The 16,378-nt window shown below is 63.5% G+C and carries 13 protein-coding genes; 12 read left to right on the forward strand and 1 reads right to left on the reverse strand.

From position 1 onward, the window contains the following. Positions 1-2 precede the first annotated feature (2 nt). From A9K68_RS26085 to A9K68_RS26100, 4 genes are all read left to right on the forward strand, one after another. Complete coding sequence (locus A9K68_RS26085; protein ID WP_065010083.1) at positions 3-740, forward strand: GntR family transcriptional regulator; 738 nt, start codon at positions 3-5, stop codon at positions 738-740. Between the two features lie 56 nt (positions 741-796). After that, complete coding sequence (locus A9K68_RS26090; protein WP_065010082.1) at positions 797-1,903, forward strand: mandelate racemase/muconate lactonizing enzyme family protein; 1,107 nt, start codon at positions 797-799, stop codon at positions 1,901-1,903. Positions 1,904-2,251: 348 nt separating this feature from the next. Beyond that, entirely contained in the window at positions 2,252-3,574 is a 1,323-nt protein-coding gene (locus A9K68_RS26095; protein WP_065010081.1) for a homoserine dehydrogenase, read from the forward strand. Between the two features lie 20 nt (positions 3,575-3,594). Further along, positions 3,595-5,097 (forward strand): FGGY family carbohydrate kinase, encoded by a 1,503-nt coding sequence (locus A9K68_RS26100; RefSeq protein WP_065010080.1) that lies wholly within the window; start codon positions 3,595-3,597, stop codon positions 5,095-5,097. On the opposite strand, the gene A9K68_RS26105 is transcribed toward A9K68_RS26100, so the two are convergent. After that, the gene (locus A9K68_RS26105; RefSeq protein WP_029355395.1) at positions 5,087-6,049 is read right to left on the reverse strand and encodes a sugar-binding transcriptional regulator; all 963 of its coding nucleotides are present in this window, start codon (positions 6,047-6,049) and stop codon (positions 5,087-5,089) included. The two genes, A9K68_RS26100 and A9K68_RS26105, sit on opposite strands and share 11 nt — an antisense overlap. 433 nt (positions 6,050-6,482) lie before the next feature. Between A9K68_RS26105 and A9K68_RS26110 the strand changes: the two genes are divergently transcribed. From A9K68_RS26110 to A9K68_RS26145, 8 genes are all read left to right on the forward strand, one after another. Continuing rightward, positions 6,483-7,493 (forward strand): ABC transporter permease, encoded by a 1,011-nt coding sequence (locus A9K68_RS26110; protein WP_082982562.1) that lies wholly within the window; start codon positions 6,483-6,485, stop codon positions 7,491-7,493. 115 nt (positions 7,494-7,608) lie between these two features. Next, on the forward strand, positions 7,609-8,547 hold the full coding sequence (locus A9K68_RS26115) for a sugar ABC transporter substrate-binding protein (RefSeq protein WP_065010079.1): 939 nt from the start codon (positions 7,609-7,611) through the stop codon (positions 8,545-8,547). Positions 8,548-8,564: 17 nt separating this feature from the next. Next, a complete protein-coding gene (locus A9K68_RS26120; RefSeq protein WP_065010078.1) occupies positions 8,565-10,073 on the forward strand; it encodes a sugar ABC transporter ATP-binding protein in 1,509 nt (502 codons plus the stop codon). Between the two features lie 139 nt (positions 10,074-10,212). After that, a complete protein-coding gene (locus A9K68_RS26125) occupies positions 10,213-10,977 on the forward strand; it encodes an SDR family oxidoreductase (RefSeq protein ID WP_065010077.1) in 765 nt (254 codons plus the stop codon). Positions 10,978-10,989: 12 nt separating this feature from the next. Beyond that, positions 10,990-11,775, forward strand: a complete 786-nt coding sequence (locus A9K68_RS26130) for an SDR family oxidoreductase (protein WP_065010076.1) — start codon at positions 10,990-10,992, stop codon at positions 11,773-11,775. Positions 11,776-12,213: 438 nt separating this feature from the next. Beyond that, positions 12,214-13,188 (forward strand): ABC transporter substrate-binding protein, encoded by a 975-nt coding sequence (locus A9K68_RS26135; RefSeq protein ID WP_065010075.1) that lies wholly within the window; start codon positions 12,214-12,216, stop codon positions 13,186-13,188. Positions 13,189-13,263: 75 nt separating this feature from the next. Then, positions 13,264-14,349 carry a glycine betaine/L-proline ABC transporter ATP-binding protein gene (locus A9K68_RS26140; protein WP_065010074.1) on the forward strand — a complete coding sequence of 362 codons (1,086 nt, stop codon included), beginning with the start codon at positions 13,264-13,266 and terminating at the stop codon, positions 14,347-14,349. Then, positions 14,346-16,328: an ABC transporter permease subunit gene (locus A9K68_RS26145; RefSeq protein ID WP_065010073.1), complete on the forward strand. Its 1,983-nt coding sequence runs from the start codon at positions 14,346-14,348 to the stop codon at positions 16,326-16,328. The genes A9K68_RS26140 and A9K68_RS26145 overlap by 4 nt, the downstream gene beginning before the upstream one ends. Positions 16,329-16,378: the final 50 nt, after the last annotated feature.

Here is a 16,378-nt window from a genome sequence, read left to right on the forward strand (position 1 = left end):
GAATGGGGAAGCTGGATTTTGCTCCGATCGCGAACACGACAAGACGCGCCGAGATCGTGGCGTTGCTTCGGCGTGCAATCCTGACCGGCCAGCTGGAACCCGGGCAGAAACTCAACGAACTCAGGATTGCCGAGCAGATGCGGGTGAGCCGCGCACCGCTGCGCGAAGCGATGCGTGAGCTGGTCCAGGAAGGCATCCTGACCAGCATTCCTTACGCCGGAACCTTCGTCATTGATGTGACCGCCAAGGACATCGACGACGCCTATTCGCTCAACAAGGTTCTGGATGAGTTCGCCATCGAACTGACCTGGCCGCTTCGCGACCAGCGGTTCTTCGATGAGCTGGACCGGCGCCACGAGGCGGTGAAGCAGGCGACGCGCGACCGCGACACCACAAGGCAGATCGAAACGGCGCTGCAATTGCACGGCCTGATCCACGAATGGGCCGACAATTCGGTTCTGCTCGAGACCTGGCAGCGACTGACCAGCCGGCTGCAGATGTATTTCGCCCTGCATCAGCGGGCGCGCAAAGAGCCGGTGCCTGACGAAGATATCCACAAGACCTATGTGCGGTTGCTGAAAGGCGCCGACATGCGCGCCGCACAAAGCCATGCCCGCGAGCATATCGGCCTCGACTTCGAAGAACTGCTCGCCTATGCGCGCAGCCTCGAACAGCGTGCTCCCAATGACACCAATCCCTATCGCGCCGGCTTGACGCGCAACCGGCCAGAAGCCAGCTGAGTCCACCGGCGCCAATTGCGGCTTCGTCAGGACATCACAGACAACGGACAGAGAACGTGCAGATCAGAACCATCAAGGCCTACCATGTCGTGCAGCCCTTCGTGGACGGGCCCTATCGTATGTCCAAGGGTCGTGTCGCCGACGCGTTCGACGCGGTGATCGTCGCCATCACCGCCGACAGCGGGCTGACCGGGTGGGGCGAGATGGCGCCGCTCGGCAATTTCTACTCGCCGGCATTCGCGGCCGGCACTCGCGCCGGCGTCATCGAAATCGCACCGCATCTGCTCGGCCACGATCCCCGCGCCTTGGCCAGTATCGGCAGGCTGATGGACACGGTGTTCAAGGGCCATCCCTACATCAAGTCGGCGCTCGACATGGCATGCTCGGATCTCGCGGCACGCGCCGCCGACATACCGCTGGTAACGCTGCTCGGCGGGCGCGAGAGCGAGACGGCAGAACTATACAAGGTCGTCACCCATGGCACGGTCGATGCGATGGCCGCACTTGCCAAGCGCATCGTCAAGGACGGGTTTCACCGGCTGCAGGTCAAGGTCGGCGGCAACGTCCATGACGACATCGAGCGCGTCACCGCGGTCGCCGCTTCGGTGCCGAAGGGCACCGTCATCTTCTGCGACGCCAATGCCGGCTGGACGCCCTATCAGGCGCGCCAGTTCACTGACGCGACGCGTGCCATCGACTACACGTTCGAGCAGCCCTGCACCACGATCGATGAATGCATGTCGGTGCGCCGCTCGCTCGACAAGCCGATGGTGCTGGACGAATCCGTCGCCTCGCTGGACGACATGCTCGACATCCATCGCAAGGGCGCGGCCGACGGGCTGACGCTGAAGATCTCGCGGCTCGGCGGCGTGACCAAGACGCGCCAGATCCGCGACCTTGCCGTCGATCTCGGCTTCATGATCACCGTTGAAGACACCGGCGGCGCCGAGATCGACACATCAGCCATGGCGCATCTGTCGCTGTCGACGCCGGAGGAGCGCCGGCTGCACGCCATTGCCTTCCACGAATGGGTGACGGTGCGCACCGCAGCGAACATGCCGCCGGTTTCGGGAAGCCGCATCGGCATTCCGGACGGACCGGGCCTCGGCATCGATGTCGTTCCCGACCTGCTTGGCGCGCCCTTCTTCGAGGTCGGCAGCTAAATACTGGCATGCGCCGATCGGGCATGCCGGTTGGCGATACCTGTCGCGCGATTCGTCGTTAGCGTAAGACGCACCGGCAGCTGAGCCGCCATGAAGCAGCTTATCGCCGCACTTGCTCGCTTGCGAGAGGCGATGTCTCGGTCATCGCGGTCTGCATCCCTAGAGATCACCGCCTTCTGCTCCCTAGCTGACCGCGCAGCCAAGCAGCATCCCAAGGGCGCACGAATCGAATCACACAATTTTGGAAAGAAGGCTGCCGAATTCCAGGTTGAAATATTTTTCATTTAGAAATAGGAATGTTCAAAATGACTTGGAGGCCGCGGCGCGGCAAGAGCTGGAGGAAGCGACATGGCCCATCCGCAATTTACAGCGGAACTTTTGCAACGCGCTGAAAAGCAGGGGCCGATCACCATCGGGCTTGCCGGCGCCGGGCAGATGGGCACCGACATCGTCGTCCAGGTGGCGTTGATGCCGGGCATGCGGATCGGCGCCATTTCCGAGGTCAGGCCGCAGGCGGCGATCGATGCAGCGCTGCTCGCCGGCCACGACCGCTCGGACATCGTCCACGCCGGCAATGCAGCTGATATCGACCGCGCCATCGAGGCCGGCAAGATTGCGGTGACCGAAGATTTGCATGCGCTGGCTTCCGCCGGCCGTATCGACGTTATCATCGACGCGACAGGCAATCCCAACATCGGCACGCTGTTCGCGCTCGAAGTGATGAAGAACGGCAAGCATATCGTGATGCTCAACGTCGAAGCCGACATCACCATCGGTCGCTTTCTCAAGGAGGAGGCGCGCAAGGCGGGCGTCGTCTATACGGGTGCGGCCGGCGACGAGCCGGCCTGCACGCTGGAGATCATCGGCTTTGCCAAGAGCCTCGGCTTCAACATCATCGCCGCCGGCAAGGGCAAGAACAATCCGCTGAAGATCGACGCCATGCCGGCCGATTACGAGAAGGAGGCGGCCGAGCGCAACATGAATGCGCGCATGCTGGTCGAATTCGTCGACGGCTCGAAGACGGCGATCGAGATGGTGGCGATCGCCAATGCCACTGGTCTGGTGCCCGACGTGCCCGGCATGCACGGCCCGACCGCGACGCTGGAGGAACTCGCCAGCGTGCTTTGCCCGCGCGAGGATGGCGGCGTGCTGCATCGCAAGGGCGTGGTCGACTATTCGATCGGCAAGGGCGTCGCGCCCGGCGTGTTCTGCATCATCGAGACCCGGCATCCGCGCGTGCTGGAGCGCATGATCGACCTCAAGGTCGGCAAGGGCCCCTATTTCACGATCTTCCGCCCCTATCATTTGACCAGCCTGGAAGTGCCGCTGTCGGCGGCGCGCGCCGTGGTCTACAAGCGCGCCGACATGGAGCCGCTCGACCATCCGGTCGCCGAGGCGGTGGCGGTTGCCAAGAGCGACCTTGGCCTTGGCCAGTCGCTCGGCATGATCGGCGAGAACGACTATCGCGGCTTCGCCATGACCTGGGAGGACGCGCGCGCCCGCGGCGCCCTGCCGCTCGGCCTCGCCGAGCGGGCCAAGGTGGTCAAGCCGGTCAAGACAGGCGATTTCCTCACCTACGAAAACTGTGTACCCGACGATTCGATGGTGATAACCCAGATCCGCCGTCGTCTCGACCAGTCGGACGGACGGTTCGTTACGCACGCCGCCTGAATCCGCTGGATTTCCACCTGATGGACGATGTCGTAATCGGGATCGACGCCTCGACGACGGCCGTGAAGGCGATCGCTTTCACGCGCGACGGCGAGGAACTGTTCCAGGCGCGCGAAGCCTATCCGCTTTCAAATCCCAAGCCCGGCCATTTCGAGCAGGATGCCGAACATTGGTGGACCGCGCTGCTCGGTGCATTGAAGCAGGTCACTGAGGCGGTGGGCGCTTCGCGGGTGGCGGCGATCTCCATCGCCCACCAGCGCGAGACCTTCACGCTGATCGATCACGCCGGCAAGCCGCTTATTCCGGCGATCCTGTGGCTGGACGAGCGCGCGCGCCCGCAAGTTATCAGGCTTTCGGCTGAGCTCGGCCGCGAGACGATCCGCGACTGGAGCGGCAAGCCGCCAGACCCGACGCCCGCGCTCTATGCGATCGCCTGGCTGGCCGAACACCAGCCGCAAACGCTCGACGACGCAGCCGCACTCTTCGACGTGCATGGCTTCTTCGTCCACCGGCTGACCGCACATCTGGTCACCAGCACGGCAAGTGCGGATCCGCTCGGGCTGCTCGACGTCAGGAATGGCACTTGGCACCCTGAGCTCGTTACCGCCGCAGGACTCCGGCCGGACCAGTTGCCGGAACTGGTCGCGCCGGGCGCAATCTGCGGCGGACTTGTCGAAAGTGCGGCACGGCTGACCGGCCTGAAGGCCGGCACGCCTGTTGTCGCCGGCGCCGGCGACGGCCAAGCGATGGGCCTCGGCATGGGCGTTCACGCCGAAGGCAAAAGCTATCTCTCGCTTGGCTCGGGCATCGTCAGCGGCTGTTATTCCGGTAAGATCACGACGTCGAACGCGTTTCGAACGCTGGTCTCGCCGACCGGTTCGGGCTTCATGTTGGAGACCGTGCTGCGCTCGGGCATGCAACTGGTCGACTGGATCGTTCGCACGACCGGCTCGCCGTCGGCCGCAGCGCTGGAGAAGGCGGCGGTCGACGTTTCCGCCGGCAGCGAGGGCCTGCTTGTCATGCCCTATTGGGCCGGTGTCATGAGCCCCTACTGGGACGGCGCGGCGAGAGGCGCCATTGTCGGTCTGTCGCTGGACCATGAGCCGAAGCACCTTTTTCGAGCGGTTCTGGAAGGCATCGCCTTCGAGCAGGCCATCGCCAGCGAAGCAATGGAAACTCAAGCCGGCGGCAAACCGGCGGCTGTGATAGCTGCCGGCGGCGGCACCAACTGCGCCCTGCTGATGCGGATCATGGCAAGCGTGCTCGAGCGGCCGCTCTCCGTCTCGCCGGTCAACGAAGCCGCAGCGCTCGGCGCCGCCATGCTGGCGGCCTCCGCCATCGGATGGTTTGCCTCGCCGGAGACCGCGGCTGAGGCGATGGCCGCGCGGCCAACCAGGCATGTCGAGCCGGTCGAGGGGCTGATCTCCGGTTATCGCGCGCGCAAGGCGATCTACCGCGACCTTTATCGGGCGACGCGCGACATCCATGCCCGCCTCGACGCGCTAAGCGAGGCTAGCGGTTGAGCAGGCCCTTGGCCGCATCCTCGTCGGTGATCAAAACCGATATCTTGGTGTTGGCGAGCGCCGCCCGCATGATGGCAATTTTTTCCTGCCCTCCCGAGACCAGGATGATGGCCGGGATGTCCGACAGGTCCTGCAGCGGATAGGCGCAGACCCGGCGGTTGACCTCATGGTCGACGAGCCGGCCCTCGGCGTCGATGAAATGGCATAAAATATCACCAACTGCGCCGGCCGCCTGCAATTCCTCGAGTTCGCTGGGCTTGATGAAGCCGTAATTGGCGATCGGGCTGTCGTTGGAAAATGATCCGACGCTGAGCACGGCGATGTTTGCCCGGCGCGCGCGGAAGACAACGTCCTGAACGCTGCGCTGGCTCATGAAGGCTTCGCGCTGCTCCGGCCTGTCGGCATAGACCGGTACCGGCAGCAGAAAGCACTCCGCACCGATCTTTTCGGCGAATTCCCAGGCGCTCTCGGTCGGGTTGAGCGGCTGGGCATGGGTGAGGCCGCCCAGCATGGAAACCACCGTCGTCCTGGCGATCGGCCGCCGCGGCAATTCGTTGATGGCGAATTTCAGCGTCCTCCCCCAGCCAAGTGCGATGACATCGCCGGCATTCACATTGTCGGCCAGATAGGCGCCCGCGGCATGGCCGATCATCAGCGGCGTGTTGGTTCGGTCGGCGGCCGACGGCACCACAACCGCCTGGCTCAGTCCGAAACGCTGCTTCAGAGCCTCTTCCAGCACTAAGCATTCGACGACGCTGTCGCGGATGCGGAACTGGACGACGCCCTCCTCACGCGCGGCGGACAGGATGCGATGCACCTTGATGCGACCGATGCCGAGGATCTCCGAAATCCTCTCTTGCGTCAGCCCCTCGACATAATAGTGCCAAGCGGCACGTGCCTTCAGTTCGGCATCCGGGAAGCGCGAGGCCTTGTCATTCTCCGTCATCGCCATCTTTTTGCCCTCCCGCGGTCGTCCGAATCCTTAAATGCCATTCAAGTGGCGTATCCCACCAAGCGCCACGAAATCGTTCTGCGTGCCCAGGATTCAAGATTTATGACATCGACAGGATATCGTCTACAACGCGAGATGAAAGCCAAAATGGTGAACATTTACTTCGTCTTGGCCGTCTCGGCCTGCTCAAGCAGCCGAAACGAAGTCGCGGGATGAGAGCGCACCTGAAACGCGGCATTTCATGCCCTTTCGTAAGGCAAACCGGCTGGCGGCGCAAACCGGCGTGGAATAATGCGGCGGGCCTTGACAATTTTCCGACGAACAGTTTAGCTGAACAAAATTGCATATCAAAGATAAATTGTTCACAGGGAGGTGCCTGGTGAGCAAGAGTGAGCCGACGACGCATCGCCGGATCGCTGATGGAGGAGACAAAATGGCTCTGAGCAACGGTGCAAGCGAGTTAAAGGCCGGCCCAGGTGCGCAGGCCGCGGCGGGCGCGAAGCTTTCGGCCCTGTTCGCCGGGACCATGGGACCGCTGATCGGGCTGGTGCTGCTGTGCCTTGCGCTGTCGCTGGCCACCGACACGTTCCTGACCGTTCGCAACATCCTCAACGTGCTCGACCAGGTCACCGTGCTCGGCATCATGGCGATCGGCATGACGCTGGTCATCCTGATCGGCGGCATCGACCTGTCCGTCGGCTCCGTGCTGGCGCTCGCCGCCATGGTGATGGGGTTCGTCGCCCATCCCGACCATCTCAATCTCGGCATGCCCGCCGGCATCGTCACAGCGCTTGTCGTTGCTGGACTTTGCGGGCTGGTTTCAGGCCTGCTCGTAACCGTCACCAAGCTGCCGCCCTTCATCGCCACGCTGGCCATGATGTCGGTGGCCCGCGGTCTCGCCAACATGATCACCGACGGCTCGCAGATCATCGGCTTCCCCGACTGGTTCACTAGCCTGTCGATCATCCGCCATTTTGGCTTCCTGTCGGTCACCGTCGGCTTGATGATCGTTCTGGCGATCATCTTCGCAATCTTCCTCAACTATCGCGCGACCGGTCGCAGCCTCTATGCGATCGGCGGCAGCGCCGAAGTCGCCAGGCTGTCCGGCATACCGGTCAAATCGCTGACCAACTGGGTCTATGCAATCTGCGGCGTGCTGGCCGGGCTTGCCGGCATCGTGCTTGCGGCACGGCTCGATTCCGTCCAGCCGAGCTCCGGCTTCGGCTACGAACTGGACACGATCGCGGCGGTGGTGATCGGCGGCGCCAGCCTGTCGGGCGGCGTCGGCTCGATCGGCGGCACCGCCATCGGCGTGCTCATCATAGGCGTGCTGCGCAACGGTCTGAACCTGCTCGGCGTGTCGCCCTTCATCCAGCAGGTGGTGATCGGCGTGGTGATCGCGCTGGCGGTGGCCACGGATACGTGGCGGCGCAGAACGCAATGAAGAATTCGCCAGGGTGTCCGGGCGAAAACGGATCGGTGATCCGAACTGGGAGTTGTTCGGCCAAGGGCGCCGTGATGCGCCGGCAGAACAGATTGAACATCAACGGAGGAAACACATGCTGACCAAACGTTCATTGCTGCTTGCTGCCGCGGCCGTCATTCCGCTGCTCGGACTGTCCGAGATGGCGTCGGCCAAGGAGGCCAAGAAGCTTGGCCTTGCCGTCGCCAATCTGCAGGCCGATTTCTTCAACCAGATCAAGCAGTCCGTCGAAGCCTACGGCAAGGAAAAGGGCATCGAAATCATCACCGTCGACGCCAAGGGCGATTCGGCGACCCAGGTCAGCCAGGTGCAGGACCTGATCACGCAGAACATCGATGCGCTGATCTACATCCCGGCCGGCGCCACCGCCGCCACCGTGCCGACCAAGACGGCCAAGGCTGCCGGCATCCCGGTCATCAATGTCGACCGCAATGCCGAGGGCGCACCCGGCGACACCTTCATCGCCACCAACAGCGTGGCATCGGCCAAGGCGGTGTGCGACTACATCGCCAAGCAGGCCGGCGGCAAAGGCGAGCTGATCATCATCCATGGCCAGAAAGGCACGACGCCCGAGGTCGACCGGTCGAAGGGCTGCGGCGACGCGCTGAGCGGCTATCCCGACATCAAGGTGGTCGGCGAGCTGTGGAGCGAAGGCTGGCATCAGGACGAAGGCTTCAAGCTGACGCAGGACCTGCTGCAGTCGCATCCCGACGTGTCGATCGTCATCGGCCAGGCGGATGCGCTGGCGCTCGGTGCCGCGCAGGCGGTCAAGGTCGCCAATCCCGGCCACAAGGTCTGGGTTGCCGGCTTCGACGGCGACGTGGCGGCGCTCAAGGCACTGAAGGGCGGCGTCTTCGACGTAACCGCGACGCAGCAGACACAAGGCATGGGCCGGCTTGCCGTGGACGCGGCGATCAAGCTGGTGGCCGACGAAACCGTTCCCGCAGAACAGCTGCAGGACGCGACGCTGACCACCAAGGACAATGTCGACCAGTTCATCGCCAAGCATCCCTGACAATCGGTAACGAAACGATGGCCTTGGATCCCAGCCATACGCAGACCCCGCATCTGGGGCTCTTCGTCAGCGGCCTCTGCAAGAGCTACGGACCGGTCCAGGTTCTGGCCGATGCGAGCTTCGAGGTGCGGCCGGGAGAGGTCGTGGCGCTGCTTGGAGAAAATGGCGCGGGCAAGTCCACCGTTTCGAACATCATCGCCGGGTCGACCAAACCCGATGCCGGCAGCATCACATGGCGGGGGAAGCCCTATTCCCCCGCCTCTCCCGCCGACGCGATCGACGCCGGTGTCGGCATGATCCACCAGGAACTGAAGCTGCTGCCGGATCTGTCGGTCGCCGAGAACGTCTACGTCGGACGCCTGCCGATGCGCGGCGGCCGCATCGACCGTGCAGCCATGAATGCGCGGGCATCGGCGCAGTTGAAGCGGCTCGGCCTCGACGTTTCGCCGGAGCGCAAGGTGCGCACGCTGCGCATCGCCGCCCAGCAGCAGGTCGAGATCGCCAAGGCGTTGACGCTCAATGCCGAGCTTCTGATCTTTGACGAACCGACAGCAGCACTTGGCAGCGAGGAAACGGAACTGTTGTTCCAGCAGATCCGCAAGCTCAAGGCGGAAGGCATGTCCTTCATCTATATCAGCCACCGGCTGGACGAGATCGCTGAGATCGCCGACCGAGTGGTGGTGATGCGAGACGGGCGCATCGTCGCCCGCCACGAGCGCGCCGACATTCCGGTGCGCACCGTGGTCGAGCAGATGGTTGGCCGCAGCGTCGAGCGGATGTTCCCGCCGCTCTCGGAGCCGGGCAGCGAGACGTTGCTCGAGGTCGAGAACCTGTCCTCGCCGGAACGTAGCTTTCAAAATGTCAGCTTCTCGGTGCAGACCGGCGAAATCCTTGGCATCGCCGGCCTGATCGGCGCCGGCCGCACCGAGCTAGTGCGGGCGATCGCCGGCGCCGATCCGATTTCCTCGGGGTCGGTGCGTGTCGCCGGCAAACCGGTGCACCTCAATGGCCCGTCGGCGGCGATCAAGGCCGGCGTCGTGCTGGTTCCGGAAGACCGCAAGGCGCAAGGCGTGGTGCTCGACCAGACCATCGGCGAGAATCTGGCGATCGGCAATTTCGACCATGTCGCGCCGAATGGCTGGGTATTTCCCAAGGCGGTACAGAAATTCGCCGAGACCGGCATTGGCCGGCTCGGCGTCAAGGGCCGGCCTAACCAGGCGATCAGCAAGCTTTCCGGCGGCAATCAGCAGAAGGTGATTATCGCCAAATGGATTTCACGGCCGCCTAAGGTGTTCATCCTGGACGAGCCGACACGCGGCATCGATGTCGGCGCCCGCGCCGCAATCTACGATGTCATCGGCGACCTCGCCCGCTCCGGAATGGCGGTGGTGGTGGTGAGCTCCGACCTCGAGGAAGTGCTCGGTCTGTCACATCGCGTGCTGGTGCTGAGCCGTGGCCGCCAGCGCGGCATTCTCGACCGCAGCGAAGCGAGCAACGTCGCCGTCATGGAGCTCGCCACAAGCTAGGACGTGACCAGCGATTGGGGAATCGGAATAAAGCGCAGCAGGTGATACCCTCCCAAGCACCGGACCGCGCGGGGCGCCAGCTAGGACTGGCGCCCCTTCCTTGCTAGGCAGCACCGGCGGCTCAACAGGAAACATTTCGATGAAACTATTCAATCTTCATGGGGACGTTGCCCTCGTTACCGGCGCCGGCAGCGGCATCGGCCAAGCAATCGCCATCGGCCTGGCCGAGGCCGGCGCCGACATCGCCTGTTTCGGCCATGCCTCGAACGGCGGGCTGGACGAAACCGCCCACAGGATCTCGGCTCTTGGCCGCAAGGCACTGGTGCTGACCGGCACGGTGACTTCAGAGGCCGATCTCGCGGCGGCGATCGAACGCACAGAGAAGGAACTCGGCGCGCTGACCATCGCCGTCAACAATGCCGGCGTTGCCGCGGCCGAGCCGGCCGAGACATTGTCGCTGGAGAAATGGCAGAAGCTTTACGACGTCAATGTCAACGGCGTGTTCCTGTCCTGCCAGGCCGAAGCGCGCGCAATGCTGACGCGGCGCAAGGGCACGATCATCAACATCGCCTCGATGTCGGGCTCGATCGTCAATCGCGGCCTGACCCAGGCGCATTACAATTCGTCGAAGGCCGCCGTCATCCATATGTCTAAGAGTCTCGCCATGGAATGGGCCGATCGCGGCCTGCGCGTCAACGTCGTCAGTCCCGGCTACACGCTGACGCCGATGAACAAGCGGCCGGAGGTCGCCGACCAGGTCAGGATCTTCGAGCGCGACACGCCGATGGGGCGCATGGCGGCGCCGGAAGAGATGGTCGGCCCGACCGTGTTCCTGGCCAGCCGCGCTTCGAGTTTCGTCACCGGCATCGACCTGATCGTCGATGGCGGCTTCGTCTGCTGGTAGGAGAACAGGCAAGTGCAGAAGCGGTTCGAGGGAAAGACGGCGGTCATCACCGGCGCCAGCGGCGGCATTGGCGCGGCCATGGCCAGGCGCTTCGCGGCTGAGGGCGCGGCTGTCGTCGTCAGCGCCATCGACCCGCGCGTCGACGAGATCGCCGCCGGACTGAAGGCTGAAGGCGCCAAGGTCGCATCGCTGCGCATGGACGTGACCAAGAAGGACGAGGTCGCCGCCCTCTACGATCTGGCCGAACAGCAGTTCGGCCGCGTCGACATCTCCGTACAGAATGCCGGCGTCATCACCATCGCCAGGATCGAGGCGATGACCGAGGCCGAATGGGACAAGGTCATGGCGGTCAACACCAAGGGCGTGTTCCTGTGCTGCCAGGAGGCGATCGCGCGCATCCGCAAACATGGCGACGGCGGCAGGCTGATCAACACCGCATCCGGCCAGGCGCGACAGGGCTTTATCTACACGCCGCACTATGCCGCCTCGAAATTCGGCGTCGTCGGCATCACTCAGAGCCTCGCCAAGGAGGTTGCTAAGGAGAAGATCACCGTCAACGCGATCTGTCCCGGCATCATCGACACCGACATGTGGGCCTACAACGACGCGGCATGGGGCAAGCTGATGGGCGATTACAAGCCCGGCGAGTTGATGGCCGAATGGGTGAAGAACATCCCGATGGGCCGCGCCGGCCGCGGCGAGGACGTTTCCGGCCTGGTCAGCTTTCTGGCCAGCAACGACGCCGCCTACATCACCGGTCAGACCATCAATGTCGATGGCGGGCTGATCATGTCGTGAGCAACGGGGCAGGTTCACGCGTCAGTCTGCTGATATAATCGGCAGGCGGCGAAACTGCAGCCGAATTGCGCGATTCGCGCCGCGTTAGTCGTTGCGCGACATGAACGTTGGTATATATAATTTCATCCCATGAAAATGGCTTCGGCGACTGCCGGCAGCCGACATTATGGGAACTTGATGGCTTGCAAGCTTGAGGGCGCCGCAAAACCGGCGATCGATCCGCGGATCACTGCTTCGGCAGCACGGCAGCCATGACGCGGTCCCGTCCCGCACGACATCTTCATCGAATTGGGCATCATTGCGTCTGCGCCTACTTAGCGCCGACAGCAATTTGGTGCCAATGGACTTGCGCAACGACCAGCTTTTCCAACACAATCAAAAAAGACGCAAGAAGGGAACGAACGATAACTTCCACCAGAGCTTGACAGGAGAACAGGCATGTCACTGCGGAGTATGATTTCGAGACTATCAATGGGAGCCTTAACACTTGCCGCGGCAAGTGCACTCGCGCCTTCGGCCCAGGCTGCGGCGCCAGAATCCAATGATCCGATCAAGATCGCGTTGTTCGACTGGACCAGCGTCAATCTGAACGCCAAGATCCTCGGCGGCATTCTTGAAAAGCTCGGATACACGGTCGAGTACCCGACCGCCGACTATCTCTCCAGCCTGACCACCGGCCTCACCAATGGCGATCTCGCTGTCGCTCTGGAATTCTGGGACACGACTGCCGGCGAAGCCATGAAGGCCTCGGATGCGACCGGGCAGACCGAACGGCTCGGCAAGCTTGGGCCAAAGGCCAAGGAAGAATGGTGGTATCCCGAATACATGAAGGAGAAATGCCCGGGCCTGCCGAACTGGGAGGCGCTGAAGGACCCGAAATGCGCCGAAGCCTTCTCGACGGCGGAAACGGCGCCGAACGGCCGCTATCTTGGCGGTCCAGTGACATGGGAGGGTTTTGACGACGAGCGTGCCGCGGCGCTGAAGCTGCCCTTCACCGTCATCCATGCCGGCACCGACGCCGCGATGTTCGCCGAGCTGGATTCGGCCTACCAGCGCAAGGCGCCGATCATGCTGTGGGTCTATTCGCCACATTGGGCGCCGGCCAAATACAAGGGCGAATGGGTCGAATTCCCCGACTATACGCCGGAGTGCTACAACGATCCGAAGTGGGGCGTAAACCCTGAAGCGAAATATGACTGCGGCAAGCCGCATGGCGAGATCTGGAAATATTCCTGGGCCGGCATGAAGGACAAATGGCCGGTCGCCTACAAGGTCGCGAAAAACTACACGGTCGACACGGACGAGCTCAACAAGATGAGCGGCGAGATCGATCTCGAAGGCAAGACGCCGGAAGACGTCGCCGCTGCCTGGATCGCCGCCCACGAAGCCGACTGGAAAGCCTGGGCCGAGTGATCGTTCCAACTGGAAACTACGAGACCCGGTCATTCATGGCCGGGTCTCTATTCCATATTCCAGAAGGACGACTGCATGGCCGATACGACTGAACAGGTGCTACAAGCAGCAGGCACGCCAAAGGATGCCCGCCCGATAAAGCTCGCCTGCTACAATGTCTGGAAGCTGTTCGGGGCGAACGCGGCCAATTTTATCCGCCAGCGTGACGGCAAGGCCAGCATGGCGGAAGTCGCCGCGGCCGGGCTGGTCGGCGCGGTGCGCGCCGTCGACCTCGAAATCCGCCAGGGCGAGATCTTCATCATCATGGGCCTGTCCGGCTCCGGCAAATCGACGCTGGTGCGCTGCATGTCGCGGCTGGTCGAGCCGACGCATGGCAAGGTCGAGTTCGAGGGCAAGAACCTTCTCAAGATTTCCGATGCCGCGCTGATCGAGCTGCGGCGTCACCGCATGGGCATGGTGTTTCAGAATTTTGCCCTGCTGCCGCATCTGAACGTGCTGGAGAACATCGCCTTTCCCCTGGGCATCCAGGGACAGGACCGGCCGACGCGCGAAGCACGTGCACGCGAGGTCATCGAGCTTGTCGGCTTGCGCGGTCGCGAGCATTTCTATCCGCGCGAGCTTTCCGGCGGCCAGCAGCAGCGTGTCGGCATCGCCCGCAGCCTCGCCACCAAGCCGGAAATCTGGTTTCTCGACGAGCCGTTCTCAGCGCTCGATCCGCTGATCCGCCGTGAGATGCAGGACGAGCTGATGCGGCTGCAGACCATGCTGCACAAGACCATCGTCTTCATCACCCATGATTTCGATGAGGCCATCCGGCTGGCCGACCGCATCGCCATAATGAAGGACGGCGAGGTCATCCAGATCGGCACGCCGGAAGAGCTGGTGGTCAATCCGGCGACCGACTATGTCGCCGAATTCACCCGCGACGTCGACCGCGCCAAGGTGATCTCGGCGCGAAGCCTGATGCGCGCCTGTCATGGCACCGAGCATGGCGGCGTGGTCGCGCCGGACGCCAAGATATCAAGTTTTTCGGCAAGCATTGTGTCGGCCGGCAAGCCGTTCGCGGTGGTCAATGGCACCGGCAAGCCGATCGGCGAGGTCACGCCGCAAGCCGTGATCGATCTTCTGGCCGGGATCGAGCGTCGCGGGGCTAGCGCATGACGGTGACGGCAAGCACCAGCGAGGCGAGATCGCGGCCGGTTCAGCTCCGGCTGGTGGTCTGGGCCTGCGCCTTTGCCGCCGTGCTTGCCGTGTTCCTGCTACAGGACAGGCTGCCCTGGGCAGTCAACTATCCGGCCGGCGCAATCGTTTCCGTCGCCGACTGGGTCAGCGCGCTGATGAACCTGATAAAGTCGAACTTCTCCTGGCTGACGCGGTCGATCACCGCGGCGCTCGGCGTGCCGCTCGATTTCGCGCTCAATCTGCTTGCCAAGAATTTCAAGATCGGCCGTGGCGCGGATATGGTCGTCCTGCCGCGCCTGTCATGGGTCGGCGTCTGCATTGCTGCATTCCTGGCCGGCCGCGCCGCCGGCGGCTGGAAGCTCGGCGCGCTGGTCGGCGGCTGTTTCCTCTACATCGCGCTGTTCGGCCAATGGACCAGCGCAATGCTTACGCTCGGGCTGATCTCCATCGCCGTGCCGTTCTGCATCGTCACCGGATTGTTCGTCGGCATCTGGGCGTGGCGCAAGCCATGGGCTGAGAGGCTGTTGATCTCTCCTGCCCTCGATCTGATGCAGACCATCCCAACCTTCGCCTATCTGATCCCGATGCTTCTTTTGTTCGGCAACAGTCCGGTTTCGGCGATGATCGCGACGGCCGTTTTCGCGACGCCGCCAATGGTGCGCGCGACGATGCTGGGACTGTCGCGGGTGCCGTCCGAGATCGACGATTTCAGCGAGATGGCCGGCTGCACGGCGCGCCAGAAACTGTGGCGCGTGCTTTTGCCGTCGGCGCGTCCTGCGCTGATGGTCGGCGTCAACCAGGTCATCATGCTGGCGCTCAATATGGTGATTATCGCTTCGATGATCGGCGCCGGCGGCCTCGGCTACGACGTGCTTTTGGCGCTGCGCGCGCTGAAGGTCGGCGAGGCAATGGAAGCCGGCCTTGCCATCGTCGCGCTGGCAATCGCGCTCGACCGGCTGAGCCAGGCGATCGCGCGCAATCACGCGCAAGGCCATGTTTATCAGGAGGTGAGCCCGAGCTTCTGGCGCCGCTACCCCAATCTGACGCTGGCCATCGCCGTCCTTGCCGTCACGACGCTGCTTGGCCTGTTTGTGCCGGCGTTCGCGGCGGTGCCGAAAGCGATCACTTTCACCACCGCCCCGATGTGGAAGACAGCGGTGAGCTGGATCACGATCAACTTCTTCGACACGATCGAAGCGTTTCGCGTGGCGCTGATCCTCAATGTGCTGAACCCGGTGCGCGCCTTCTGCGAGGGCTTCCCGTGGCTGGGCGCGGTGTTCCTGCTTGGCCTTGCCGGTTACCAACTCGGCGGCCTGCGCCTCGCCGTCCTGGTCGCCGCGCTGACCATCTTCTGCGCGGTGACCGGCCTGTGGGAAAAGACCATGGCGACGGTCTACCTGTGCGGCATCTCGGCCTTCATCGCTTGCCTGATCGGCATCCCGATCGGGCTGATGGCTTCGCGCAGCGACCGCGTCGAGAAGGTCGTCACGCCGGTCATCGACACGCTGCAGGTGCTGCCGTCGTTCTGCTTCATCATTCCAGTGGTGATGCTGTTCCGCGTCGGCGACGTGACGGCGATGATCGCCACGGTCGCCTTCGCCGTGGTGCCTGCCATTCGCTACACCAATTACGGCCTCCGGCAGGTGCCGCCGGCACTGATCGAGGCGGCAAAGGTGTCGGGCTGCACCAAGCGCCAGACGTTCCTGCGCGTGCAGCTGCCGCTGGCGTTGCCCGAGATCATGCTTGGCGTCAACCAGACGATCCTGATGGCGCTGGCGATGATCATCATCTGCGCCATGGTCGGCACGCGCGATCTCGGCCAGGAAGTGTTCATTGCGCTGTCCAAGGCCGATTCCGGCCGCGGCATCGTCGCCGGATTGGCCATCGCCTTCATCGGCATCGTGGCCGACCGGCTGTTCAACGCCTGGACGGCAAAGGCACGGGCAAGACTGGGGTAGCCGGAAAAATAGGGATCGCGCGCCCCGCGAAACGGCAGCTTGCACAGAAG

Origin of the sequence: Mesorhizobium sp. AA22 (assembly GCF_001672375.2) — a bacterium.
Lineage (GTDB): Bacteria > Pseudomonadota > Alphaproteobacteria > Rhizobiales > Rhizobiaceae > Mesorhizobium > Mesorhizobium wenxiniae.